Origin of the sequence: Shimia sp., assembly GCF_041624275.1 — a bacterium.
Lineage (GTDB): Bacteria > Pseudomonadota > Alphaproteobacteria > Rhodobacterales > Rhodobacteraceae > Shimia.
Genome location: NZ_JBFJVE010000024.1, coordinates 1 through 20,715, shown reverse-complemented (window position 1 = coordinate 20,715; position 20,715 = coordinate 1). Strand labels below are relative to the sequence as shown.

At 66.1% G+C, this 20,715-nt stretch carries 22 protein-coding genes; 10 read left to right on the top strand and 12 right to left on the bottom strand.

The window, feature by feature from the left end:
• The 3 genes from ABZD10_RS03545 to ABZD10_RS03535 form a co-directional block, all read right to left on the bottom strand.
• On the bottom strand, positions 1 to 1,802 hold a 1,802-nt coding region (locus tag ABZD10_RS03545), incomplete at its 3' end, for a xanthine dehydrogenase family protein molybdopterin-binding subunit (protein WP_372884726.1).
• A complete protein-coding gene (locus tag ABZD10_RS03540; protein ID WP_372884725.1) occupies positions 1,802 to 2,281 on the bottom strand; it encodes a (2Fe-2S)-binding protein in 480 nt (159 codons plus the stop codon). The genes ABZD10_RS03540 and ABZD10_RS03545, both read right to left, overlap by 1 nt.
• Positions 2,278 to 3,144: a xanthine dehydrogenase family protein subunit M gene (locus ABZD10_RS03535; protein WP_372884724.1), complete on the bottom strand. Its 867-nt coding sequence runs from the start codon at positions 3,142 to 3,144 to the stop codon at positions 2,278 to 2,280. Before ABZD10_RS03535 ends, ABZD10_RS03540 begins: the two co-directional genes overlap by 4 nt.
• A gap of 265 nt (positions 3,145 to 3,409) precedes the next feature.
• Here ABZD10_RS03535 and ABZD10_RS03530 point away from each other — a divergent pair, with 265 nt between their 5' ends.
• Positions 3,410 to 3,598, top strand: a complete 189-nt coding sequence (locus tag ABZD10_RS03530; protein ID WP_372884723.1) for a hypothetical protein — start codon at positions 3,410 to 3,412, stop codon at positions 3,596 to 3,598.
• A gap of 13 nt (positions 3,599 to 3,611) precedes the next feature.
• Here the strand turns inward: ABZD10_RS03530 and ABZD10_RS03525 are convergent, their stop codons facing one another.
• Both ABZD10_RS03525 and ABZD10_RS03520 read right to left on the bottom strand, forming a co-directional pair.
• Positions 3,612 to 4,328, bottom strand: coding sequence for an RlmE family RNA methyltransferase (locus tag ABZD10_RS03525; protein ID WP_372884722.1), 717 nt, complete (start codon positions 4,326 to 4,328; stop codon positions 3,612 to 3,614).
• Between the two features lie 62 nt (positions 4,329 to 4,390).
• Positions 4,391 to 5,503 (bottom strand): Ppx/GppA phosphatase family protein, encoded by a 1,113-nt coding sequence (locus ABZD10_RS03520; RefSeq protein WP_372884721.1) that lies wholly within the window; start codon positions 5,501 to 5,503, stop codon positions 4,391 to 4,393.
• Between the two features lie 224 nt (positions 5,504 to 5,727).
• On the opposite strand from ABZD10_RS03520, the gene ABZD10_RS03515 reads away from it, so the two are divergent.
• Genes ABZD10_RS03515 through ABZD10_RS03500 form a run of 4 tightly spaced genes read left to right on the top strand, consistent with a single transcriptional unit; the run spans position 5,728 to position 8,347 of the window.
• Entirely contained in the window at positions 5,728 to 6,024 is a 297-nt protein-coding gene (locus ABZD10_RS03515; protein ID WP_372884720.1) for a virulence factor, read from the top strand.
• A gap of 26 nt (positions 6,025 to 6,050) precedes the next feature.
• Positions 6,051 to 6,974, top strand: a complete 924-nt coding sequence (locus tag ABZD10_RS03510; RefSeq protein ID WP_372884719.1) for a methylenetetrahydrofolate reductase — start codon at positions 6,051 to 6,053, stop codon at positions 6,972 to 6,974.
• A 14-nt stretch (positions 6,975 to 6,988) separates the two neighbouring features.
• The gene (locus tag ABZD10_RS03505; protein ID WP_372884718.1) at positions 6,989 to 8,071 is read left to right on the top strand and encodes a dihydropteroate synthase; all 1,083 of its coding nucleotides are present in this window, start codon (positions 6,989 to 6,991) and stop codon (positions 8,069 to 8,071) included.
• 45 nt (positions 8,072 to 8,116) lie between these two features.
• Positions 8,117 to 8,347: an N-(5'-phosphoribosyl)anthranilate isomerase gene (locus tag ABZD10_RS03500; RefSeq protein ID WP_372884717.1), complete on the top strand. Its 231-nt coding sequence runs from the start codon at positions 8,117 to 8,119 to the stop codon at positions 8,345 to 8,347.
• A 108-nt stretch (positions 8,348 to 8,455) separates the two neighbouring features.
• On the opposite strand, the gene ABZD10_RS03495 is transcribed toward ABZD10_RS03500, so the two are convergent.
• Both ABZD10_RS03495 and ABZD10_RS03490 read right to left on the bottom strand, forming a co-directional pair.
• Complete coding sequence (locus ABZD10_RS03495; protein WP_372884716.1) at positions 8,456 to 10,051, bottom strand: AMP-binding protein; 1,596 nt, start codon at positions 10,049 to 10,051, stop codon at positions 8,456 to 8,458.
• 91 nt (positions 10,052 to 10,142) lie between these two features.
• Positions 10,143 to 10,991 carry a YihY/virulence factor BrkB family protein gene (locus ABZD10_RS03490; RefSeq protein ID WP_372884715.1) on the bottom strand — a complete coding sequence of 283 codons (849 nt, stop codon included), beginning with the start codon at positions 10,989 to 10,991 and terminating at the stop codon, positions 10,143 to 10,145.
• Positions 10,992 to 11,121: 130 nt separating this feature from the next.
• Between ABZD10_RS03490 and ABZD10_RS03485 the strand changes: the two genes are divergently transcribed.
• Positions 11,122 to 12,678 carry a trimethylamine methyltransferase family protein gene (locus ABZD10_RS03485; RefSeq protein WP_372884714.1) on the top strand — a complete coding sequence of 519 codons (1,557 nt, stop codon included), beginning with the start codon at positions 11,122 to 11,124 and terminating at the stop codon, positions 12,676 to 12,678.
• Between the two features lie 69 nt (positions 12,679 to 12,747).
• On the opposite strand, the gene ABZD10_RS03480 is transcribed toward ABZD10_RS03485, so the two are convergent.
• Entirely contained in the window at positions 12,748 to 13,089 is a 342-nt protein-coding gene (locus ABZD10_RS03480; RefSeq protein ID WP_372884713.1) for a hypothetical protein, read from the bottom strand.
• A 44-nt stretch (positions 13,090 to 13,133) separates the two neighbouring features.
• Between ABZD10_RS03480 and ABZD10_RS03475 the strand changes: the two genes are divergently transcribed.
• Positions 13,134 to 13,433 (top strand): CcdB family protein, encoded by a 300-nt coding sequence (locus tag ABZD10_RS03475; RefSeq protein ID WP_372884712.1) that lies wholly within the window; start codon positions 13,134 to 13,136, stop codon positions 13,431 to 13,433.
• A gap of 98 nt (positions 13,434 to 13,531) precedes the next feature.
• On the opposite strand, the gene ABZD10_RS03470 is transcribed toward ABZD10_RS03475, so the two are convergent.
• Genes ABZD10_RS03470 through ABZD10_RS03455 form a run of 4 tightly spaced genes read right to left on the bottom strand, consistent with a single transcriptional unit; the run spans position 13,532 to position 18,005 of the window.
• On the bottom strand, positions 13,532 to 14,872 hold the full coding sequence (locus ABZD10_RS03470) for an NAD(P)/FAD-dependent oxidoreductase (RefSeq protein WP_372884711.1): 1,341 nt from the start codon (positions 14,870 to 14,872) through the stop codon (positions 13,532 to 13,534).
• Positions 14,869 to 16,365: an aldehyde dehydrogenase gene (locus ABZD10_RS03465; protein ID WP_372884710.1), complete on the bottom strand. Its 1,497-nt coding sequence runs from the start codon at positions 16,363 to 16,365 to the stop codon at positions 14,869 to 14,871. Before ABZD10_RS03465 ends, ABZD10_RS03470 begins: the two co-directional genes overlap by 4 nt.
• A 3-nt stretch (positions 16,366 to 16,368) precedes the next feature.
• Positions 16,369 to 17,286, bottom strand: coding sequence for a dihydrodipicolinate synthase family protein (locus ABZD10_RS03460; protein WP_372884709.1), 918 nt, complete (start codon positions 17,284 to 17,286; stop codon positions 16,369 to 16,371).
• Complete coding sequence (locus ABZD10_RS03455) at positions 17,283 to 18,005, bottom strand: GntR family transcriptional regulator (RefSeq protein WP_372884708.1); 723 nt, start codon at positions 18,003 to 18,005, stop codon at positions 17,283 to 17,285. Before ABZD10_RS03455 ends, ABZD10_RS03460 begins: the two co-directional genes overlap by 4 nt.
• A gap of 168 nt (positions 18,006 to 18,173) precedes the next feature.
• On the opposite strand from ABZD10_RS03455, the gene ABZD10_RS03450 reads away from it, so the two are divergent.
• The 3 genes from ABZD10_RS03450 to ABZD10_RS03440 all read left to right on the top strand — a co-directional run bounded on the left by ABZD10_RS03450 (position 18,174) and on the right by ABZD10_RS03440 (position 20,605).
• A complete protein-coding gene (locus ABZD10_RS03450) occupies positions 18,174 to 19,124 on the top strand; it encodes a GlxA family transcriptional regulator (RefSeq protein ID WP_372884707.1) in 951 nt (316 codons plus the stop codon).
• Between the two features lie 331 nt (positions 19,125 to 19,455).
• On the top strand, positions 19,456 to 20,259 hold the full coding sequence (locus ABZD10_RS03445) for a hypothetical protein (RefSeq protein WP_372884706.1): 804 nt from the start codon (positions 19,456 to 19,458) through the stop codon (positions 20,257 to 20,259).
• Entirely contained in the window at positions 20,249 to 20,605 is a 357-nt protein-coding gene (locus ABZD10_RS03440; protein ID WP_372884705.1) for a TfoX/Sxy family protein, read from the top strand. Before ABZD10_RS03445 ends, ABZD10_RS03440 begins: the two co-directional genes overlap by 11 nt.
• The last annotated feature ends 110 nt before the right edge of the window (positions 20,606 to 20,715 follow it).

Genomic DNA, 20,715 nt, shown 5'->3' with positions numbered 1-20,715 from the left:
CCCGAGAAGCCGCTTGGTGATCCTTCGAAATGGCCCGAGATCGGGCCGCCGGTCGATCCCATCTCGGCGGCGATCTCGGCGATGCTCAGCGGGTCGAAATCGCCTGCATTGGGCCCCGAGGGCTTGGCGCTGCCGTCCTCCCAGATCACCGCCTCGGGGTCGATGCCCCATTTGTCGGCGGCGCGCCGGCACAGCTTGCCGATGCATTCCTCGGCGGCGCGGATCGTCGCCAGCCCGCTGGCATAGGTGGCGCGGCTGCCGTGGGTCGGCTCGTTGACCCCCAGCGCCCCGGTGTCCGAGATGTTGACCCGCACCTTCTCATAGGCCACCCCGAAGGCCTCGGCCGCCATCAGCGCCATCGAGGCCCGGCTGCCGCCGATATCCGGCGTGCCGACCGAGACCGTCACCGTGCCGTCCTCGGAGATCGCCACCGAGGCCGAGGTCTCGCCGCCCCAGTTCATCCAGTAGCCCGAGGCGACGCCGCGCCCCTGATTGGGGCCAAGCGGCGCGGCGTAATTGGGATGGGCGCGCGCCGCCTCGAGCGTTTCAACCAGCCCGACGGGGCCGAATTTCGGCCCGAAGGTGGCGCGGGTGCCCTCTTTGACCGCGTTCTTCAGCCGGGTTTCGATCGGGTCGAGGCCCAGCTCGCGGCAAAGCGCATCAATGGTGCTTTCGGTGGCAAAGGCCGCCATCGGCGCCCCCGGCGCGCGGTAGGCGGCCTGTTTCGGGCGGTTGGTCAGCACGTCATAGCCGATGTGATGCACATGGGCGATGTCGTAATTGGCAAAGGCCAGCATGGTGGTGATATCCACCGGCGCGCCGGGAAAGGCGCCGCCCTGCATGCGGAAGGTGCCGCTGGCGGCGGTGATCCGCCCCTCGCGGGTCATGCCCATCTTGATGTCGATCGAGGCCGAGGCCGTCGGCCCGGTGGCGCGCAGCACCTCCGAGCGGCTCATCACCATCTTCACCGGCCGGCCCCCGGCGGCGCGGCTCAGCGCCAGCGACAGGGGTTCGATAAAGACCGTGGTCTTGCCGCCGAAACCGCCGCCGATCTCCGAAGGGGTGACGCGCAGCTTGCTGGTCTCGGTGCCGAGCACGGCGGTCGACATGCGGCGCACGAACCAATGGCCCTGGGTGCAGACCCACAATTCGCCGCGCCCGTCGGCCCCCATCTGCCCAAGGCAGGCGTGGGGCTCGATATAGCCCTGATGCGCGGCCTCGGTGGTATAGCTCTGCTCGATCACCAGATCGGCCAGGGCAAAGCCGGCCTCGAGATCGCCGCGCCCCTTGTCGAAATAGCGCACCACATTGGGGTGCAGCCCCTCGGGCACCGAATAATCGGCCGCGCCCGCGCGGATCACCGGCGCATCGGGGCGCATCGCCGCGTCGACATCGGTGACATGCGGCAGCACCTCATAGTCGACCTCGACCAGCTTGGCCGCGTCGCGCGCGATCAGCGCCGAGGTCGCCGCCACCGCCGCCACCGCGTGCCCGTCATAGAGCGCCTTTTCGCCGGCCATGCAGTTTTCCTGCAGGTTCCAGTCCTCGCCGGTCAGCCCCTCGGGGAAATCGGCGCGGGTGATGACCGCCTTGACCCCCTCCAGCGCCAGCGCCTTGGTCGCGTCGATGCGCCGGATGCGGGCATGGGCGTGCGGGCTGCGCACCACCGCGCCGTGCAGCATGCCGGCGACATGGATGTCGGCGCCATAGCGGGCACGGCCGGTGACCTTGTCGAGCCCGTCGGGGCGGTCGGGCGTCGAGCCGATCACCCGGAATTCCCGTGTCTTGTCGTCCAGAGCCATCACGAAGCCTCCCGCATTTCCGCCGCCGCATCCATCACCGCGCGAATGATCTTGTCATAGCCGGTGCAGCGGCAGAGATTGCCCGCCAGCCAATAGCGCAGCTCTTCCTCGCTGGGGTCGGGGTTCCTTTCCAGAAGCGCCTTCGAGGCCACCAGAATCCCCGGCGTGCAGACCCCGCATTGCAGCGCCGCATGTTCGATGAACTTGCGCTGCAGCGGGTGCAGCTGTTCGCCCTCGGCCATGCCCTCGATGGTGGTGATCTCCCGGCCCTCGGCCTCGACCCCCAGCATCAGGCAGGAACAGACCAGCCGGCCATCGACGGTGACGCTACAGGCGCCGCAGTCGCCGGTGCCGCAGCCCTCCTTGGCGCCGGTCAGGTGCAGCCGGTCGCGCAGGCAGTCAAGCAGGGTCTCGCGCGGATCGCACAGAAACTCTGCCGCGTCGCCGTTGACGGTGGTGGTGACGTGTATCTTGCTCATGTCTCTGCTCCCTTGGCGCGCCCATAGGCGATCTTGGCCGCCCGTCTGGCCAGCACCCCGGCCACTTCGGTGCGAAAGGCGATGGTGCCGCGCTTGTCGTCGATCGGGCTGCAAGCCGCCGAGGCCGCCGCTGCCAGCGCGTCAAGCGCCGCATCCTCCAGCCTGCTGCCGACCAGTGCCGCGCCGGCGTCGGGCACCAGCCGCGCGGTCGGCGCCACCGCGCCCAGAACCACGCGGGCCTCGCTGATCCGGTCGCCGTCGAGGCGCAGGTTGACGGCACAGCCGACCACGGCGATGTCCATCTCGGTGCGCGGGATGAAGCGCAGATAGGCGTCGCCGCCGTTTTCGCCGCGCGGCGGGACATGCAGCGCGGCGATGACCTCGCCGCGGGTCAGGCTGGTCCTGCCGGGGCCGGTCGGAATCTCTTCGACGGCGATGCGTCTTTCGCCCTGCGGCCCGCAGACCGTCACCTCGACACCGGCGGCGATCATCCCCGGCACGCTGTCGGCCGCCGGAGAGGCATTGCACAGGTTGCCGACCAGCGTCGCGCGGCCCTGCACCTGGGTCGAACCGACAAGGTCCATGCCCTCGACCAGCCCCGGCCAGTCGGCGCAAAGCGCGGCATGTTCGCTCATCTCGGCCCCGGCGACGGCAACGCCCAGATCCCAGCCGCCGTCGTCGCGGCGGGTGATCGCCTTGACGCCGGGGATATGCTTGATGTCGATCAGGTCATCGGGCTCGACCAGATCGGCGCGCAGCTGCACCAGAACGTCGGTGCCCCCGGCCAGAAACCGGGTCACGCCCGTCGCGGCCTCGGCAATGGCGACGGCGTCCTCGAACGACGCCGGTCTGTGGTAGCGCATGGCTCCTCCTTGTCTGTCACTGCGGTCGCTTGGCGCGACTCTCCGATTTCAGGTTAGCGATTTGGCCGGGCTTTGCGTAGCGCAGAAGCGACAGGAAATGCCGCAGATTGGGACTCCGTTACGTCCCCTCGGGCGCGGAGCGCGCCGTGCCCTGCGTCCGGCAGCGCAAAAATGCCCGATTCCGGCAATGAAATCGCCAATATGGGCAGGCAGCCTGGATCCTGGCCGCCCCTGCCCGCGCGGTCGTCAGACAGTGGAGGCCCCGATGCGGCCCATTCTTCCAGAGGCGTTCGCCACCGCCGCCGCGCCCCGGCATGCCCGGCTGTTCGAACTGATCCGCCAGGACAACCTCTGGCACCGCACCGGCATGGCGGAGCCTGCCGGACCCGAGCCGACGGTCGCGCTCGACACGTTCCGCACCCTGGCCTGCCGGTCGCTGAGGCGGCGGCGCTGAGGCGCCTGCGCGCCTAGCCCCGGAACCCGGTGGCGACGACGAATTTCTCGGAACTGTCCGAGCGGCTCGCCGGTGGCTTCATGTTGACCACCTTGGTGAATTTCTGCTTCAGCAGTTTCTGCAGCTCGCCCTCGGCGCCGCCGGCCAGCACCTTGGCCACGAAGGTGCCGCCCTCTTCCAGCACGTCGAAGGCGAAATAGGCCGCCGCCTCGCAGAGGGCGATGATCCGCAAATGGTCGGTCTGCTTGTGGCCCGAACTGGCCGCCGCCATGTCCGACATCACCACGTCGGCCTTGCCGCCCAGCCAGTCCTTGACCTTCTGGTCGGCGTCGTCCTCCATGAAGTCCAGCTGGTGGATCTCGCAGCCGGCGATCGGCTCCACCTCCTGCAGGTCGACCCCGAGGATGGTGCCGATCTTCTTGCCCTTCTTCTCCCCCAGCGCATTGACCCGCGGCACCGCCACCTGGCACCAGCCGCCCGGGGCACAGCCAAGGTCGACCACCCGCGCGCCGGGCACCAGAAAGCGGAACTTGTCATCCAGCTCCATGATCTTGAAGGCCGCGCGGCCGCGATAGCCCTCGGCCTGGGCGCGCTTGACATAGGGGTCATTGAGCTGCCGCTGCAGCCACAGGGTCGAGCTGAGCTTGCGCCCGCGCGCGGTCTTGACCTTGACGGTCAGGTCGCGCTGTCCGCGCCCCGAGGTGTTCTTTCCGCTGGGTTTCTTCGCCATGTCGTCTTCCGTTCGAGGCCCGGGCCGCAGCCCGAGGCGTCATCCTTTCCGATCCATACGCCCTAGTAGGGGCCATCCTCCAACACGCCGTCGGCGCTCATCTGCGCATATAGCAGACCCTCGCGCAAACCGCGATCCGCCACCGACAGCCGGTTGGTCGGCCAGCAGCGCAGCAGCGCCTGCAAGATCGCCGATCCGGACATGATCAGCGCCTGCCGGTCACGCCCGATCCGCGGGTCGCGTCGCCGCCCCATCGGGCCGAGGTCGAGATAGCTGCGGATCACCCTGTCGATCTGTTCCGAGGTCATGCGCAGCCCGTCGACCTTGTTGCGGTCATAGCGCCGCAGCCCCAGATGGCTCGCCGCCACCGTGGTCACCGTGCCCGAGGTGCCGATGATCTGGAACCCCTCGCTGGGCGGATCGTCCCGATAGGGGGTGAACTCCGACAGGTTCTCTTCGAAGAACCAGCTCATCAGCGCGAAACGGGCCGAATCGTCGGCCACGTCCGAGAACTGGTCGCGCAGCGTCGCCACCCCCAGCGGCACCGAGATCCAGTCCACCACCCGCGCCCCGCCGGCCGGCGCCTCGGCGCCGTTGAAGCCGGTCCTGAGCCGCATGATCGCCTGCGGCCGCTCCTTGCCGGGCACCCGCGACAGGTCGATCCAGACCAGTTCGGTCGAGCCGCCGCCGATATCGACCACCAGCAGCTGCTCGGTGCGCGGGCTGACCAGCGGCGCGCAGGAGATCACCGCCAGACGCGCCTCTTCCTCGGGCTGGATCACGTCCAGCCGCAGCCCAGTCTCGTGCCGCACCTGGCGGATGAATTCGGCCGAGTTGCGCGCCCGCCGGCAGGCCTCGGTGGCCACCAGCCGCATCCGCCGCACCCGGTGCCGCTTCAGCTTCTGCTGGCAGATCCGCAGCGCCTGCACGGTGCGCCGCATCGAGCCGCGCGACAGCCGGCCCGTGCTTTCGAGACCCGCGCCAAGCTGGACGGATTTCGAGAAACTGTCGATCACATGAAACTGGCTGCCCTTGGGCTGGGCAATCAGCATGCGACAACTATTGGTTCCCAGATCCAGCGCGGCATAAAGCTCGCTCGGATCCGAGGCTTTCGGCGCGGGGCTCTCTACCGCTTTGGGGAATGCGCCCGCACCATCGGGACGCTTGGGCGCCATAACTCACGCCCTCCATTTCGAGTTGCCCTCAACCTAGTGATTTGCCGCGAGCCGTGCAATCCCCTGCCCGCCTCATCAAGATCATTAACAATTTTCGCGTGAAAGCCCGGACATGGCCGGTTAGACAGCAAGTGGTCGCTGAATGCAGCCGTTCTGTCGAAATCGTGCACAAAGTGAGGCCGGGGCTGATCTAGGTATGTGTCACCAAAACCAGGGAATCAGACATGCCTGACGTCACAATCGTATACTGGCGCGACATTCCGGCCCAAGTCATTGTCGGCAAAGGACGCCGCGGTTCGAAGAAGCAGCTTTCCGAGCGTTTCGAACAGGCGATCGACCGTGCGGCGATGAAAATCGGTGCCAAGGATGCCGACGCCTATCTGGCGGAATGGCGCAAGGCAGATCCCTATGTGGTTGAGGGCGAGACGGCACAGATCGCTGAGGCTGAAGCAGCCCGTCTCGAAGCGGAGTACGATCAGGCGCGCCTGAAAGCTCTGATCGACAATGAAGGCCGCCAATGATTGGCAAATCGCTTTGGGAGACCACAATGGCACTTTTGAACTTCAAGAAGAAGACCGAAACCCCGAAACCCGTCACCCCCGAGGTCGAGGCTTTCCTGAAGGGCTATTCGATCGAGATCATGCCGCGCACCGCGTCCAAGGTCGAGGATTTCCGCGACCTCCTGCCCGCCGGCACCCGGGTCTATATCGCCCATATCGAGGGCACCCCGATCGAAGAGATGGTGGCCACCGCCAAACGCGTCAACGCCGAGGGCTTTCCGGTGATGCCGCATTTCCCGGCCCGGATCATCAAGGACAAGGCGACGCTGGAAAACTGGATCGCCATGTATCAGGGCGAGGCCGACGTCAAACAGGCGCTGATGCTGGCCGGCGGCGTGGCGCAGCCGCATGGTGACTTCCACTCATCGATGCAGCTTCTGGAAACCGGGCTTTTCGACAAGGCGGGCTTCACCCATCTCCATGTCGCCGGCCACCCCGAGGGCAACAAGGACATCGACCCCGACGGCTCGACCAAACTGGTCGACGAGGCGCTGCGCTGGAAACAGAAATTCTCGGAAACCACCGATGCCAAGATGGCGCTGGCGACCCAGTTCGCCTTTGACGCCAAGCCGATCATCGCCTGGGCCGACGGCCTGAAACAGGCCGGTATCGACATCCCGGTGCATATCGGCATCGCCGGCCCGGCGAAACTGCAGACGCTGATCAAATTCGCCATCGCCTGCGGCGTCGGCCCCTCGCTGAAGGTGCTGCAGAAACGCGCCATGGATGTGTCCAAGCTGCTGCTGCCCTACACCCCCAATGATGTGATCACCGAACTGGCCGCCCACAAGGCTGCCAACCCGGATTTCAACATCGAACAAGTCCACTTCTTCCCGCTCGGCGGCATCAAGACCAACGCCACCTGGGCGATCGAAAACGGCGGCGCTTCGACCGCGCCGGTAAACGCCTGAAAATAGGATGAACCATGACCCGTACTGTCATTGAATCAAAAACAAAAACCACCGTCATGGGGTTCGACCAGCCGTTCACCGTGATCGGTGAGCGGATCAACCCCACGGGTCGCAAGATCCTCAATGCCGAACTGGAAGCCGGCGATTTCAGCCGCGTCGAGGCCGACGCGCTGGCGCAGGTCGCGGCCGGCGCCACGGTGCTCGACATCAACTCGGGCGCGGTCTTCTCCAACAAGATGGCCGAAGACCCGCGCTATGCCGACAACAACTTCGTCGAGCCCTCGCTGATGAAGGATCTGGTCGAAAAGGTCCAGGCGGTCACCGATTGCCCGCTGTGCATCGACAGTTCGGTGCCCGGCGCCCTCGAGGCTGGTCTTGCCGCCGCCGAGGGCCGCCCGCTGCTGAACTCGGTCACCGGCGAGGAAGAGCGCCTCGAGTTGGTGCTGCCGCTGGTCAAGAAATACAATGTCCCGGTGGTCGCCATCTCCAACGATGACACCGGCATTTCCGAAGACCCCGACGTGCGGTTCGAGGTCGCCCGCAAGATCGTCGAGCGGGCCGCCGATTTCGGAATTCCGGCGCATGACATCGTCGTCGATCCGCTGGTGATGCCGATCGGCGCCATGGCCACCGCCGGCCTTCAGGTCTTTGCCCTGGTGCGGCGCCTGCGCGAAGAGCTGGGCGTCAACACCACCTGCGGCGCCTCGAACATCTCGTTTGGCCTGCCCAACCGTCACGGCATCAACAACGCCTTCCTGCCGATGGCCATGGGCGCCGGCATGACCTCGGCGATCATGAACCCGGTGGCGCTGCCCGTCGGCCCCACGAAACTGGCCGAGAAACGGGCCGAAGTTGAAGCCGCCGGCATCATCCTGCCCGAAGGCATGGACGATGAGGCCTTTGTGCAGATGTTCGGCATGGGCTCGACCCTGGCCCGCGCGGGCAAGGAAATGGAAGCCATCCGCGCCGCCAACTTCCTGACCAACCACGATGAAGGTGGGGCGGCCTGGATCAACTTCAACCGGGTACCTGCCAAGGCCGGCGAAGAAGGCCGGGGGCGTGGTGGCCGCAGCGGCGGACGTCGTCGCCGCGCCTGATCCCGCGTCAGGGTTTTGTTAACCAGATTGGGGGCATAACGGGGCATGACCGTTATGCCCCCATCTCTTTTGGGCCAGGACTGGCTGGACCAGATGTTCCGCAGCAAGTCGGCGGCCACCGGCGGCGTGGTGCGCCGCCGGGTTGCCGACGTGCATCGCGAAATCGGCCGTGCGGCGCTCGAGCTTGAAGTGCGCCGCCGCGGCTGGCACATGCTGCAATGCGGGCCGCATTACGTGGTGCTGTGCAGCCCTGCCCCCTTCTCGGTGATCTGCTGAAACGGCGATCTGCTGTCGTGCCGGTCTGCTGTCATGCTGGTCTGCTGAAAATCTTCTAGAAGATTTTCAGCAGCCTGCTTTGCGAAGATTTTTCCGGAAAAATCTCCGTCAGCCGCGTTTCTTGCGCGCGCGGAAATCGAACGCCCCGTCCAGCGGGTCTTCGCCGGCGGCGAAAATGCTGTGTTTCTGGATCTTCTGCGTGCCGGTGACCGGGATCTCCGCGACGAAACGGATCCAGCCCGGCGCCTTGTAATAGCTCAGCCGCGCGAAACACCAGTCGAACAGTGCCTCGGCCAGCGCCGCGTCCGGTGCCCCCATCAGGCAGGCCATGACCTCTTCGTCGCGCATCTCGTCCGCGACCGCGATCACCGCGACCCTTTCCACCGCGGGATGTTCCTGAAGACAGGCCTCGATCTCGGCGGCGGCGATATTCTCGCCCGAGCGGCGGATGATGTTCTTCTTGCGGTCGACGAAATAGATCATCCCGCTGTCATCCATGGTCACCGTGTCGCCGGTGTGGAACCAGCCGCCGCGCCAGCTGTCCTCGGTCACCTCGGGCAGGTTGAGATAGCCCGAAAACGCCCCCCGGCGCGGGGTTTCGGCGCTGTGGCGCAGCACCATCTCGCCCGGCGTGCCGCGCGGCACCTCGCGGTCCGTCTCGTCCCAGACCTGCACCTCGAGCCCGTCGCAGGGCCGCCCCATGGCGCGGGTGTCGATGCCTCTCGGTTCGTGGTTGTCGGCCAGGATGCGGCACATCTCGGTCATGCCCCAGACCTCGATCAGCGGCACGCCGAACCGTTCCTCAAAGGGCCGATGCAGGGTCGGCTCGACCCCGGCGCCGACCGCAAAGCGCAGCTTTGAGCGCCTTTCCCAATCGTCCTCGTCCCGGTTCATCAGCGCCGGGATCACGATGCCGAGGTAATGCGCCACCGTGGCGCCGGTCTCGGCGATCTCGCGCCACCAGGCGCTGGCGCGGAACCGTTCCGGCAGGATCTGGCAGTTGCCGGTCTCGACCATCGCAAACAGCACCAGCACCCCGGCGTTGAGGTGGAACAGCGGCAGCGGACAATAAAGCCGGTCGCCGCCCTCGCGAAAGTCGATCCGCCCGCCGCGCGTTGCGTACCAGCGGCCCATTTCCAGCTCGTATCCGTGGCTGAGAATACAGCCCTTGGGCCGCCCCGTGGTGCCCGAGGTATAGATCAGGCTGGCCTCGCTCGCCTCGTCGACGGCGCGCGGCTCGGGCGCCGGATGCGGCGCCGGCGGCAGATCGGGCAGCGCCCTGTCCATCACCAGCAGCGCGCCGGCATCGCGCCCCGCCAGCTCCAGCGCCTCGGCCATCGGCGCCGCCAGCGCCGGCGTGGCAAAGACCAGCTCGGCGCCGCTGTCGCTCAGAAGATAGGCCATCTCTGCCGGGCGATAGTCGGGGTTGACCGGCACCCAGCTGATGCCAAGGCTGTTGAGCGCCAGTTTCATCAGGATCATCTCGGGCCTATTGCCCAAGAGCACCGCCGCCCGGTGGCCGTGGCCATAGCCGGCGCGCCGCAGCCGCTCGACCCAGTCGGTGACGGTGGCCAGCGCCCCGGCATAGGTCAGCTCCAGCCCCTCGGGGTCATAGTCGCGCCCGGCGTCGCTCGGCACGCAGAGAAACACATTGTCGGCGAACCGCCCGGCCCTGTCCTGAAAATATGCGCCGATCGTCGTCATGCCATGCCTCCCGGGTGTTCCACGTTCCGCAAACCTAGCGGTTTCGGAATGTGGCGCAACGGCTAACACCGCCCTCGGCTCTGACGTGGCGTCACCGGCGCTCGCGCGCCGCCTCGCCGAGGCAGGCGTTGTATTCGGCGCCCAGCACGAAGATCGCCGCCATCAGGTACAGAAACACCAGCGCCGACATCACCCCGGCAAGCCCGGCATAGGTGACCGAATAGGTGGAAAAGCTGCGGATATACTGTTCGAACCCCAGCGCCGCGACCCACCACAAAACAAGCGTCAGCAGGATGCCGGGCCACAGGGCCCGCAGGGGGCGCGAGACCCCGGGCAGCCACTTGTGACAGGCGATCAGCGCCAGCAGCAGCACCGCCCCGGTGATGCCGCGCGCCGGCAGGTCGCCGCCGATCAGGTCCAGCCGCAGCAGCGGCGCCAGATCGGCGGCAAAATGCAGATAGTCCGGGATCACCACGCTGACCAGCCCCGCCAGCGTCACCAGAACCGCGCCGCCGATTGCGAACCCCAGCGCCAGCAGCCGCAACTTCCACAGCGGGCGCGGATCGTCGCGGTCGTGATAGGCGGCGCTGATCGCCAGCCGCACCGCGTCAAAGCCGTTCGAGGCAAAGACCAGCGTCAAGAGCGCCCCGAGGGTGATGGTCGAAGAGCGGCTGGTCTCCAGCACCGCGCGCACCTCGGATTCGATCGGCGCCGCGATGGCATCGGGCCAGGTGCCGAAGACCACGTCGAGAAAATCGCCAAGCTCCGATCCCGAGGCGCTGAGCCCGGCGTCGGACACCATCCCCGCCACCGCCAGCACCAGAATGCAGAAGGGAAAGATCGCCAGCATCATCGACAGCGCCACATGGCTGGAATGCACCAGCCCGCGCTTGTCCGAAAACCGCCTCAGCGCGGCCAGAAACGAGGTCCAGAAAATCATCATCCCCTTCTATTCCACGCCGCCGGGGCTGCGGCAAGCCGCTGCGATGTCGGTTTCTGCAACCAGATTTCGCTAATCCGCAGGCCGCGGCGGCGGCGCCGGCGCATGATGATCGCGAAGGAGACAGCCGATGACAGCACCCCGCCAACCCGCGCCAGCCCGTTCCGGCGGCCGCGCCGCCCGCCGCGCCCTGCGCAGCGCCCCCGATTTCACCATGCTGCCGGGCCTGCGCTCAGCCCTGCCCTTCTGCGAGATCATGGAGGGCGCCCAGATCGAGTTGATCGACAGCGCCTCGATGGAGATTCTCGAAAACGTCGGGGTGCAGTTTCGCGACAATATTGCTCTGGCCGACTGGACACGCGCCGGGGCCAAGGTGGTGGGCGACCGGGTCTATCCTGACCGCGGGCTGGTGCGCGAGTTGATCGCGACCATCCCCTCGGGTTTCACCTATCACGCCCGCGATCCGAAGAAGAACCTTGCGCTTGGCGGGCGCAACGCGGTCTTCGTGCCGATGACCGGCGCCCCCTTCCTGCGCGACCTCGACGACCGGCGCCGGGTGCCGACGCTCGATGATCTGGCGATGTTCCACAAGCTCAGCCACATGCTGCCGGCCCTGCATTCCTCGGCGCATCATATCGTCGAGCCCTGCGACCACCCGGTCAGCCACCGCCATTTGCGCATCACCTATTCGTCGATGAAACATTCCGACAAGATGTTCATGGGCATGACCACCAGCCCGAGGAACGCCGAGGACGTGATGGAGATGTGCGCCATCCTCTTTGGCGAGGATTACCTCGAGAGCCATGCCGTCACCACCGGCAATATCAACGGCAACTCGCCGCTGGTCTGGGACGAAACCATGCTCGGCGCGATGCGCGCCTTCTGCCGGCGCAACCAGCCGGTGCTGTGCTCGCCATTCGTGCTGGGCGGCGCCAATACGCCGGCGAATGTTCCGGCCGCCGTGGCGCAGCTCAACGCCGAGGCGCTGTCGGCGCTGGCCTATACGCAGGTGATCCGCAAGGGCGCGCCGGCAATCTACGGCCACTACCTGTCGACGGTCAGCATGAAGTCCGGCGCGCCGATGGCCGGCACGCCGGAAATCAGCCTGATGAATTTCATGATCGGCCAGATGGCGCGGCATTACGGCGTGCCCTGGTGCACCTCGAACACCCTTGGCGGCGCGAAAACCTTTGACGCGCAGGCCGGTTACGAAAGCGCCACCACCCTGTCGGCGGTGCTGCATGCCGGGGCCAACTACATCTGGCATTCGGCCGGCTGGAACGAGGCCGGCATGCATTGTTCGGTGGCCAAGTTCATCGTCGATGCCGAGCAATGCGCCATGGGGCACCGTATGGCCTCGGGGCCGCAATGGGGTGATTTCGCCGAGGCCCTGAAGGCGGTGCCCGATGTCGGCCCCGGCGGCCACTATCTTGGCCACCCCCATACGCAGGCGCATTTTCAGTCGGCGTTTTTCATGCCCGAGATGTTCGACAACAACTCGATCGAGCAGTGGCAGGCCGAGGGCAGCGTCGAGATCACCGCGCGGGCGCTGGCCAGGGCGCGGGCATTGCTCGCGCAATACGAGGAACCGGCGCTGGACGCGGCGACGGACGAGGCTCTGCGCGACTATATCGCCCGCCGCGAACGCGAGATCCCGGCGGTGGACGAGCTGAACCAGGATCATTGATCGGAACAGGCCCGCCGCTGCGGCCCAGCCCCTGCCGGCAATGATCAGACGTCAGCGTCGTCAGTGCTTTTAGCCGGCGAATGCAAGCAAACCCCTCGAAGGCATTTTCGGGGGCGCGAGCAAGGGCGCTTGTGTCGCATGTTGTGTTGCAATATGTGTATCAATGTGTGCATCAAACCGCAGGAAAGCGAGGCTCTTATGCCCTCTCCTCTGAATATTCGTGACATCGGTCAGGAAAGAAAGACAGCCCTCGAATTGGAGGCAAAAACAACCGGAAAATCTGTTGCCGAGGTCGTAAGAGGCTGGATTGACGCCGGGATCGCCAAGTCCAGAGCCGAGCGCGAGCGTGCTGCCTGGATTGCGTCCGCCAAAAAGGGCATTGCCGATGAAACCCGACACTTGGAAGAGCATGGGCCCAGTCTCGCCAGATTCAGACAGGTTTAAGCGAGAACACGATGTTGCAAGGAAACATCCATCGTTTACGCGATGGCAACGAAATCGTGTGCCGGGTTCAAACCGATCTCGGCATTGAGACGCCCTATATTCTATGTGCGCCGGTTGTTCTTCGCTCCGAATGGGGGGCGCTGGCGCCCAGACTGCACATTCCCATTCACTTGGATGGCGTTCCGCACATCATAATCATGTCGCAGATGGTTGCCATTCCCGGCGCACAAATTGGTCCTGTTATTGCAGATGCATCGGCATGGCGCGACGAGATTGTCGCCGCCATCGATCTCTTGGTTTCCGGGTTCTGACCAACAGGAAATCCTCAGCATCTGCCGTCAGGGGCCCGCCGCAGGGGCGGGCCTTCTTTCCCGGGGCCAAAGGTAAATGAAAGGTTAAGACAGCCCCCCTATTCGGCGCGGGCCTTCCATTCCTTCCAGCGCAACACCGCATTGGCGCCGATCTCGCGCAAGGGCTGCGGCGGCAGTCTGCCGGGGCGATCCTGTTGGGCAAAATACGCGCGGATCTCAGAGGGCACGCCACAGGCGACCTCGGCCGCCGCGATGCCGGTCAGCGTGCCGCGCGTGGTGCCGAGCCCGTTCTGCACACAGGCCGAGATCACCCCCTCTTCCAGCTCGCGCGCCACCGAGACCCCGTTGAGGCTGAGGCAGAGATGCCCGGCCCATTGGTACTGCATCGCCAGCCCCGCAAGCTGCGGAAAGCGCCGGTCGAACTTGGCCTGCATCACCGCCGAGGCCCGCGCCAGATCCTGCCGCCTTGCCCGCATCCCGGGGCGCAGCACGGCGCAGGTGCGGGTGACGATGCGGTTGCCGCCCTGCCCGCCGTCGATGCGGCGCATGGTGGTGCCCATCGGGTCCGAGGGGGTGATGCCCCAGCGCGCCGCGCCGCCCAGCCTGCCCAGCTGCGCGGGGGTCAGCTCCGGCGTCATCACCGCGAACAGAAACAGCTGCATCAGCCGCCCGCGCGCATAGCCGAAGCTTTCCAGGAACCCGTTCACCGCCAGGATCACGCGCGGCGTGGTGATCTGCGCCTTTGCGGTGGCAACCCGCCAGTCGCTACCGACGCGGGCAAAGCCGGTGACGGCCGCGTTTTCGAAAAGGCGCACCCCGTCGCGGCGCAGCCCCGCCGCCATGCCGCGAATATAGCCGGCGGGTTGCAACATCACCGTGCCCGGCGTGTAAAGCCCCGAGACGTAATGCGCGCTGCCGGTGATCTCGGCCATCTGGCGCGCGTCCAGCATCTCGTGCCGCTCGCCAAGCCCGCTCAGATGGCGCGCATAGGCCCGGTTGTTGCGCTCGGCCCTGCGGCTGGCGGCCCCGTTGATCTTGCCGGCGGGATCGAAGAAATCCCGATTGATTTCATATTCCTTAACGGTTTCGCGCGCGAAAGAAATCGCCTTTCGGTTGAGCGCGATCAGGCTCCGGTCGTCGCCCGCCCCGGCGTAATCCTCCGAGGTCAGCTCGTGCGGCAGGTCGATCATGAAGCCCGAGTTGCGCCCCGTGGCGCCTTCGCCGACGCGGCCCGCTTCGAGCACCACGATCCGCGCCCCGGGCTGCAGCTGCCGCAGCCGCCGCGCCGCCGCCAGCCCGGCGAAACCGGCACCGACGACGACGAAATCGGCGGCGGTGTCGGCGTCAAGCTCCGGCCCCGAGGGCGCGGGCCCAAGGAGCGCGTTCCAGGCGGCCGGGCCGCGATGCTCGGGCAGCTGTCTGGCCTGTCTCGCGGTCAATCCACGGCCTCGTCGGCGTCGTCGGCAAGGTCGATCCACAGGGTTTTCAGCCGCGTGTACTGGTCATGGGCGTGCAAGCCGTTGTCGCGCCCGCCAAAGCCCGACTGGCCATAGCCGCCAAAGGGCGTGGTGATGTCGCCCTCGCCGAAACTGTTCACCGTCACCGTGCCCGCCCGCAGGCTGCGCGCGCCGCGAATGGCGCGTTTGACATTGGCGGTGAAGAGCGAGGCGCAGAGACCGTACTCGCTGTCATTGGCGAGGGCGATGGCCTCGTCGAACCCCGACACGGTGAGGACGCTCAGCACCGGGCCAAAGATCTCTTCGCGTGCCAGAATGTCGTTGCTGTCCGCGACCTCCACCACCGTGGGCGCGACGAAGCCGTCCTTGGCCGCACCGCCGATCAGGATGGTCCCGGCCTGTTCGAGATAGCCGCAGACCTTGTCGAAATGCGCCCGGCTGACCAGCGCCCCGACGCGGGTGTCCGGATCCAGCGGATCACCGACATTCCACTGCCGCATATGGGCCTCGATACGCTGCAGGAGCGCCTGTTTGACGTCCTTGTGCACGATCAGGCGCGAGGCGGCCGAGCAGTTCTCGCCCATGTTCCAGAAGGCGCCGTTGACCACATGCGCCGCCACCCGGTCGAGGTTCTCGGCATCCTCCAGCACCACCGCCGGGTTCTTGCCGCCCATCTCCAGCACCACCTCCTTGGCATTGCTCTCGGCGGCATAAGACAGGAACCGCTTGCCGGTCAGCGTCGAGCCGGTGAAGGACACCATGTCGATATCCATATGCCGCCCGATCGGCTCACCCACCTCGGCGCCATGGCCCGGCACCACGTTCAGCACGCCGCGCGGCAGTCCGGCCTCCATGGCCAGTTCCGCGACGCGCAGCGCGGTCAGCGTGGTTTCGGCGGCCGGTTTCACCACCAGCGAACAGCCCGCCGCCAGCGCCGGGCCGATCTTCCAGGCCAGCATCAGCAAGGGGAAGTTCCACGGCAGCACCAGCCCGACCACGCCCACCGGCTCGCGCAGCACCATGGCGATGTGATCATCCGAGGCCGGGGCCACCTGATCATAGATCTTGTCGATCGCCTCGGCATGCCATTTCAGGCAGTGGATGGATTCGGGCACATCCACGGTTTCACAGTCATAGATGGTCTTGCCGCTGTCGAGGCTTTCCATCACCGCCAACTCGCGCGCATTGCGGCTCATCAGCTTGCAGAGGCGGATCAGCACCTCTTTGCGCGCCGCAGGATGCTGGCGCGACCAGCGGCCATCCTCGAAGGCTTCGCGGGCCTTTGCCACCGCGAAATCGACATCCTCGGCGCCGCAGCTGGCAATCTGCCCGAGGATTTCTCCGGTCGCCGGGTTCACGGTTTCGAAAGTGTTTCCCGATATGGCGGGCCGGAAGGCCCCGTCGATGAAGGCCGCCTGCGGCAGCTCAAGATTGGCGGCAATCGCGGCATATTCGTCTTTTGTCAGCAAGGTCATGGTTCAGCCCTCCGCCCGGATATCGGCAATGGTTTTCTTCAATACGCGCACCACCTGTTCCAGAGCGCGCTTGTCATCCTTGTTCAGCCCCTTCAGCGGCGACCGCATGATGCCGGCATCGATGCCGTTCATGGTCACGCCGTGCTTGATGGTCTGGATGAACTTGCCGCCCTGTTCGAGCACCGCCATCAGCGGCAGCAGCGCCGACATGATGCGGCGGCCCTTGGCGAAATCGCCCTCGAGCACGCAGGCTTCATAGAGCGCCACATGTTCGCGCGGCAGGAAGTTCGAGCCGCCGCAGACCCAGAACGGCGCGCCCCAGGCGAAGAACTCGAGCGCCTGATCGTCCATGCCGCAGCCCATCTGGATATGCGGGTAGTCGCGCGCCAACAGGTGCACCCGGTTGATGTCGCCCGAGCTTTCCTTGATGGCGCAGAAATTGCGGCTGCGCCCCACCCGGTCGAGAAACTCGGGGCCCATCATGGTGCCGGTGCGATGTGGATAGTTGTAAAGCATCACCGGCAGGTCGGCGGCCCGGTCGATGGCCAGGGCGTTGAGCGCGTTTTCGCGGTCGGTGGGCACCGAATAGGGCGGGCTGGCCAGCAGGATGGCATCGGCCCCCATGTCGCCGGCCGCTTCGGCCAGTGCGATCGAATCCGGGGTCAGCATGGCGCCGGTGCCGATCACCAGCGGCAGGCGCGTGCCAAGGCGATCCTTGGTAAAGCGCGCGATTTCAATACGTTCTGGCACGGTCTGCGCGTAGTTTTCGCCGGTGGAACCGCCCGAGATCAGCCCGTGAACACCGTTTTCGACCAGATGGTCGATGACCTCGGCCAGCGCCGGCCAGTTGACCTCGCCATTGTCGTGATAGGGCGTCACCACAGGGGTGTAGATGCCGTTGAATTGAAAGATCGGGTTCATGAGCTCCCTCGTTCATGGGTGTTCAGGGGAAAGTCGCCGAGCGGAATGTCCAGCGCCTCGGGCATGACAAAAAGTTCGATCTGGCCTCGCGAGAGGTTCCAATGGGCCTCGGCCAGCGCCGCCGCCTCGTCTTCGCGGCCGGCCTCGATGGCGGCGATGATCGCCTCGTGATGGTCGCTGGCGGTGGCAAGATTGCGCTGCATCTCGGTGCTTTTCGGCTGATAGAAGGTCATCGCGATGCGGGCATGATCGATCAGCAGACGCCGGAAGGAGGGCAGCAAATAGACATTGCCGGCCATCTCGCCGGTGATCTCGTGAAAGCGGTTGTTGGCCAGCGCCCGAGCCGAGGCCGAGCCTTCGTCCAGGGCGGCGCGAAAGGCGGCCTGGGCGGCTTTCAGATCGGCGATCTGCGCCGGCGTGGCATGCTGCGCCGCAAGCCTTAGGATCGCGCCGTAAATCATTGGTGCCGCGATGAAAAAATCCCGCAGACGGCGATAGGACATGTCCGAGACCCGCGCCCCCCGGCCGCTGCGCAGCTGAAGATAGCCCTGCCCCGCGAGTTCCCGGAACACCTCGCGCAGTGGCGTGCGCGACAGGCCGAAAGCCTGCGACAGTTCGGATTCGTCGAGATCCGCGCCCGGCGCCAGTTCCTGCGTGAGAATGGCGGTTTTCAGATGGTCGACAAGGCTGGCTTTCCGCTGGTGGGTGGCATCTGGCATGAGGCTGGGGCTTTCCGGATTTGAGAATTGCGCTATGGGCTCCAGATTTTGTATACAAGGTGTATACGATCTTGCAAGCCGCGCGACTCGCCCCGAAACCGACATCGCCGGGCTGAAAAGCGAAGCGGCACGGGGATCGTCACACCCTCGGGGCCCGGAGCAGACGACATGAGCAAACCGCAGCAGATCACCTTCATCCTGGTCGAGGAGTTTTCCCATATCGCCTTTGCCTGCGCGGTCGAACCGCTCAGGATCGCCAATCTTGTCAGCGGCGACAGGCTTTACGACTGGAGCTTTGCCTCGGAGGGCGGTGGCGGCGCGACCTCGTCGAACGGCTCGGTGACGCTGGTCGATTGCGGCCTCGACGCGCTGCCCAAGTCGGACCGGCTGTTCGTTCTGAGCGGCATCAACATGCAGAGCCACGTCAGCCGCCCGCTGTTGGCCGAGCTGCGCCGCCAGCGGGCCCGCGGCACCGCCATCGGCGCCCTGTGCTCGGGGGCGTGGATCCTCGCCGAGGCCGGCTTTCTCGACGGCGTCAAGGCGGCGATCCACTGGGATTACCACGACAGTTTCGCCGAGCGCTTCCCCGAGGTGGCGCTGGTGCGCAACGTCTTTGTCGCCGATGCCCGGCATGTCACGGCCTCGGGCGGCACCGCGACCGCCGACCTGATGCTGCACCTGATCGGCGCCGATCACGGCGAGGATCTGGCGCGGGCGGTGGCCGACCAGATGGTCTATAACGCGGTGCGCGATGCCTCGGGCGAACAGAAGGTCTCGCTGCAGTCGCGCAACGGCATGCGCAACCCGCATCTGGTGCGGGCGATCCGCATCATGCAGGACCATGTCGACAACCCGCTGTCGCCGCGGCTGATCGCCGAGGACCTGGGGATTTCGGCGCGCCAGCTCGAGCGGCTTTTCGGCAAGTATCTCAACACCTCGCCGAAACGCTATTACATGGAGATGCGGCTCGAGCGGGCGCGCAACCTTCTGGTGCAGACCGAGGCCTCGGTGATCGAGGTGGCGCTGGCCTGCGGCTTCGAGAACGCCGGGCATTTCTCGCGGGTCTACAAGGGGATGTTCGGCATCGGCCCCGCCGCCCAGCGGGAGTACCTGGGCTGAGCGGCACGGAATTGCCGCATTTCCGGCATCGCATTTCCCCGATGGCCTGCCATCCTGAGGCCAGAGAACCAGCGCCGGTCGGCGCCTTGCGGCCGGGCTGCCATGTCAGAACAGGAGCAGAGCCATGCCATATACCGGCCATCTCGCCAAGCCCACGCACCGCCCCAACCCGCCCGTGAAACAGGGCGCGACCCCGCCCCGGCCGCCCAAGCCGGCCTTTGACGACTGGGCGATGATCTGATCCGCTGCGGCGGGTTGCAGCGGCGGAAATCCTTTGAACCCTTGCCGGTCACATGTCAGGCTTGGTCCCGACCGCAAGGAGATTTCGATCATGCCGCTGCTCGACAGGCTGTTTTACAGATACCGCAAATTCTACGATGACGATTTCGACTGGAACACCTATACCGCCGATTCCTACAAGCGCCGCCTGGTCGGCGTCGTCGACCGAGACCACCAGACCATCGCCAAGAAGGGCGAGCTGAGTTTCGATGCCGCCTCGGGGCGGGTCAGCACCAGCACCCGGCCGCTGCACCCCAACCAGCAGCTGATCTATGAGGCCATCGGCCAGCTGCAACCCGCCTCGGTGCACGAGGCCGGCTGCGGCGGCGGCGACCATATCGCCAATGCCATCGACCTGTTCCCCGGGATCGCCTTCAGCGGCAGCGACCGGGGCGCGAGCCAGCTAGAACTGGCCCGCAGCCGCCACCCCGAATTGCAGGGCCGTCTCGGCCTGCAGGATCTGACCATGCCCTGGTCGCGCCAGTGGCCGCGCGCCGATCTGGTCTATACCCAGGCGGTGCTGATGCACATCCATACCGCGGTCAGCCATTTCGTCGCCCTCGCCAATCTGGTGGCGATGGCCGAAAGATACGTGCTGCTGATGGAAAACTACCAGTGCCACGACTTCCTCAGCGATATCGACAACCTCTGGCGCGGCGGCCACCTGGCCTGGGACAGCCTGCACATCCACCGTTTCGACGGTTCGACCGGGGCCCGCGCCATCCTCTTGTCCCGCGAAGAGCTGGATTACGAAAAACTCTCCACCGACGCGCAGATCCGTCAGGGTCTCGCGCCCTCGCCACGGCGCCTGAAACGCGCCGCGGAAGACAGCGCAAGGGGCAGCTTTGGCTATTGACGAAACGCAGGTGGAACCGGTGTCGGCGATCCGCAATCTCGGCCCGGCCTATGAGGAGGCCTGCCACCGCGCCGGCATCGGCTCGGCCGAGGAGCTGCGGCGGCTCGGCGCCGATGCCGCCTATCTCAGGCTGCTGGAAACCGGCACCAAACCGCATTTCATCGGCTATTACGTGCTGGTGATGGCGCTTCAGGGCCGCCCCTGGAACGACTGCAAGGGGCGCGAAAAGGCGGCGCTGCGCAACCGCTTCGACGCCCTCAAGGCCCGCGCCTTCGATGCCCATCGCAGCCAGTTCGAGGCCATGCTCGACCGTATCGGCGTCATCGACACCCGCCGGCGCAAATGACCAGAGCCCGACGCGGGCGCCGGGCTCTTCTGTTTCATCTCGTCACAAATACTCTGGGGGTGCGGGGGCAAGGCCCCCGCCCGGATCGGATCGCGAAAGCGATCCGAGTT

What these genes read in the sequence shown, in the direction of transcription:
- ABZD10_RS03460 (WP_372884709.1), bottom strand. Translation starts at nt 17,286, where the DNA reads ATGAACCCGATCTTTCAATTCAACGGCATCTACACCCCTGTGGTGACG.
- ABZD10_RS03515 (WP_372884720.1), top strand. Translation starts at nt 5,728, where the DNA reads ATGCCTGACGTCACAATCGTATACTGGCGCGACATTCCGGCCCAAGTC.
- ABZD10_RS03500 (WP_372884717.1), top strand. Translation starts at nt 8,117, where the DNA reads ATGACCGTTATGCCCCCATCTCTTTTGGGCCAGGACTGGCTGGACCAG.
- ABZD10_RS03490 (WP_372884715.1), bottom strand. Translation starts at nt 10,991, where the DNA reads ATGATTTTCTGGACCTCGTTTCTGGCCGCGCTGAGGCGGTTTTCGGAC.
- ABZD10_RS03445 (WP_372884706.1), top strand. Translation starts at nt 19,456, where the DNA reads ATGCCGCTGCTCGACAGGCTGTTTTACAGATACCGCAAATTCTACGAT.
- ABZD10_RS03520 (WP_372884721.1), bottom strand. Translation starts at nt 5,503, where the DNA reads ATGGCGCCCAAGCGTCCCGATGGTGCGGGCGCATTCCCCAAAGCGGTA.
- ABZD10_RS03450 (WP_372884707.1), top strand. Translation starts at nt 18,174, where the DNA reads ATGAGCAAACCGCAGCAGATCACCTTCATCCTGGTCGAGGAGTTTTCC.
- ABZD10_RS03535 (WP_372884724.1), bottom strand. Translation starts at nt 3,144, where the DNA reads ATGCGCTACCACAGACCGGCGTCGTTCGAGGACGCCGTCGCCATTGCC.
- ABZD10_RS03525 (WP_372884722.1), bottom strand. Translation starts at nt 4,328, where the DNA reads ATGGCGAAGAAACCCAGCGGAAAGAACACCTCGGGGCGCGGACAGCGC.
- ABZD10_RS03455 (WP_372884708.1), bottom strand. Translation starts at nt 18,005, where the DNA reads ATGCCAGATGCCACCCACCAGCGGAAAGCCAGCCTTGTCGACCATCTG.
- ABZD10_RS03465 (WP_372884710.1), bottom strand. Translation starts at nt 16,365, where the DNA reads ATGACCTTGCTGACAAAAGACGAATATGCCGCGATTGCCGCCAATCTT.
- ABZD10_RS03480 (WP_372884713.1), bottom strand. Translation starts at nt 13,089, where the DNA reads ATGCTCTTCCAAGTGTCGGGTTTCATCGGCAATGCCCTTTTTGGCGGA.
- ABZD10_RS03510 (WP_372884719.1), top strand. Translation starts at nt 6,051, where the DNA reads ATGGCACTTTTGAACTTCAAGAAGAAGACCGAAACCCCGAAACCCGTC.
- ABZD10_RS03505 (WP_372884718.1), top strand. Translation starts at nt 6,989, where the DNA reads ATGACCCGTACTGTCATTGAATCAAAAACAAAAACCACCGTCATGGGG.
- ABZD10_RS03540 (WP_372884725.1), bottom strand. Translation starts at nt 2,281, where the DNA reads ATGAGCAAGATACACGTCACCACCACCGTCAACGGCGACGCGGCAGAG.
- ABZD10_RS03495 (WP_372884716.1), bottom strand. Translation starts at nt 10,051, where the DNA reads ATGACGACGATCGGCGCATATTTTCAGGACAGGGCCGGGCGGTTCGCC.
- ABZD10_RS03475 (WP_372884712.1), top strand. Translation starts at nt 13,134, where the DNA reads ATGTTGCAAGGAAACATCCATCGTTTACGCGATGGCAACGAAATCGTG.
- ABZD10_RS03530 (WP_372884723.1), top strand. Translation starts at nt 3,410, where the DNA reads ATGCGGCCCATTCTTCCAGAGGCGTTCGCCACCGCCGCCGCGCCCCGG.
- ABZD10_RS03485 (WP_372884714.1), top strand. Translation starts at nt 11,122, where the DNA reads ATGACAGCACCCCGCCAACCCGCGCCAGCCCGTTCCGGCGGCCGCGCC.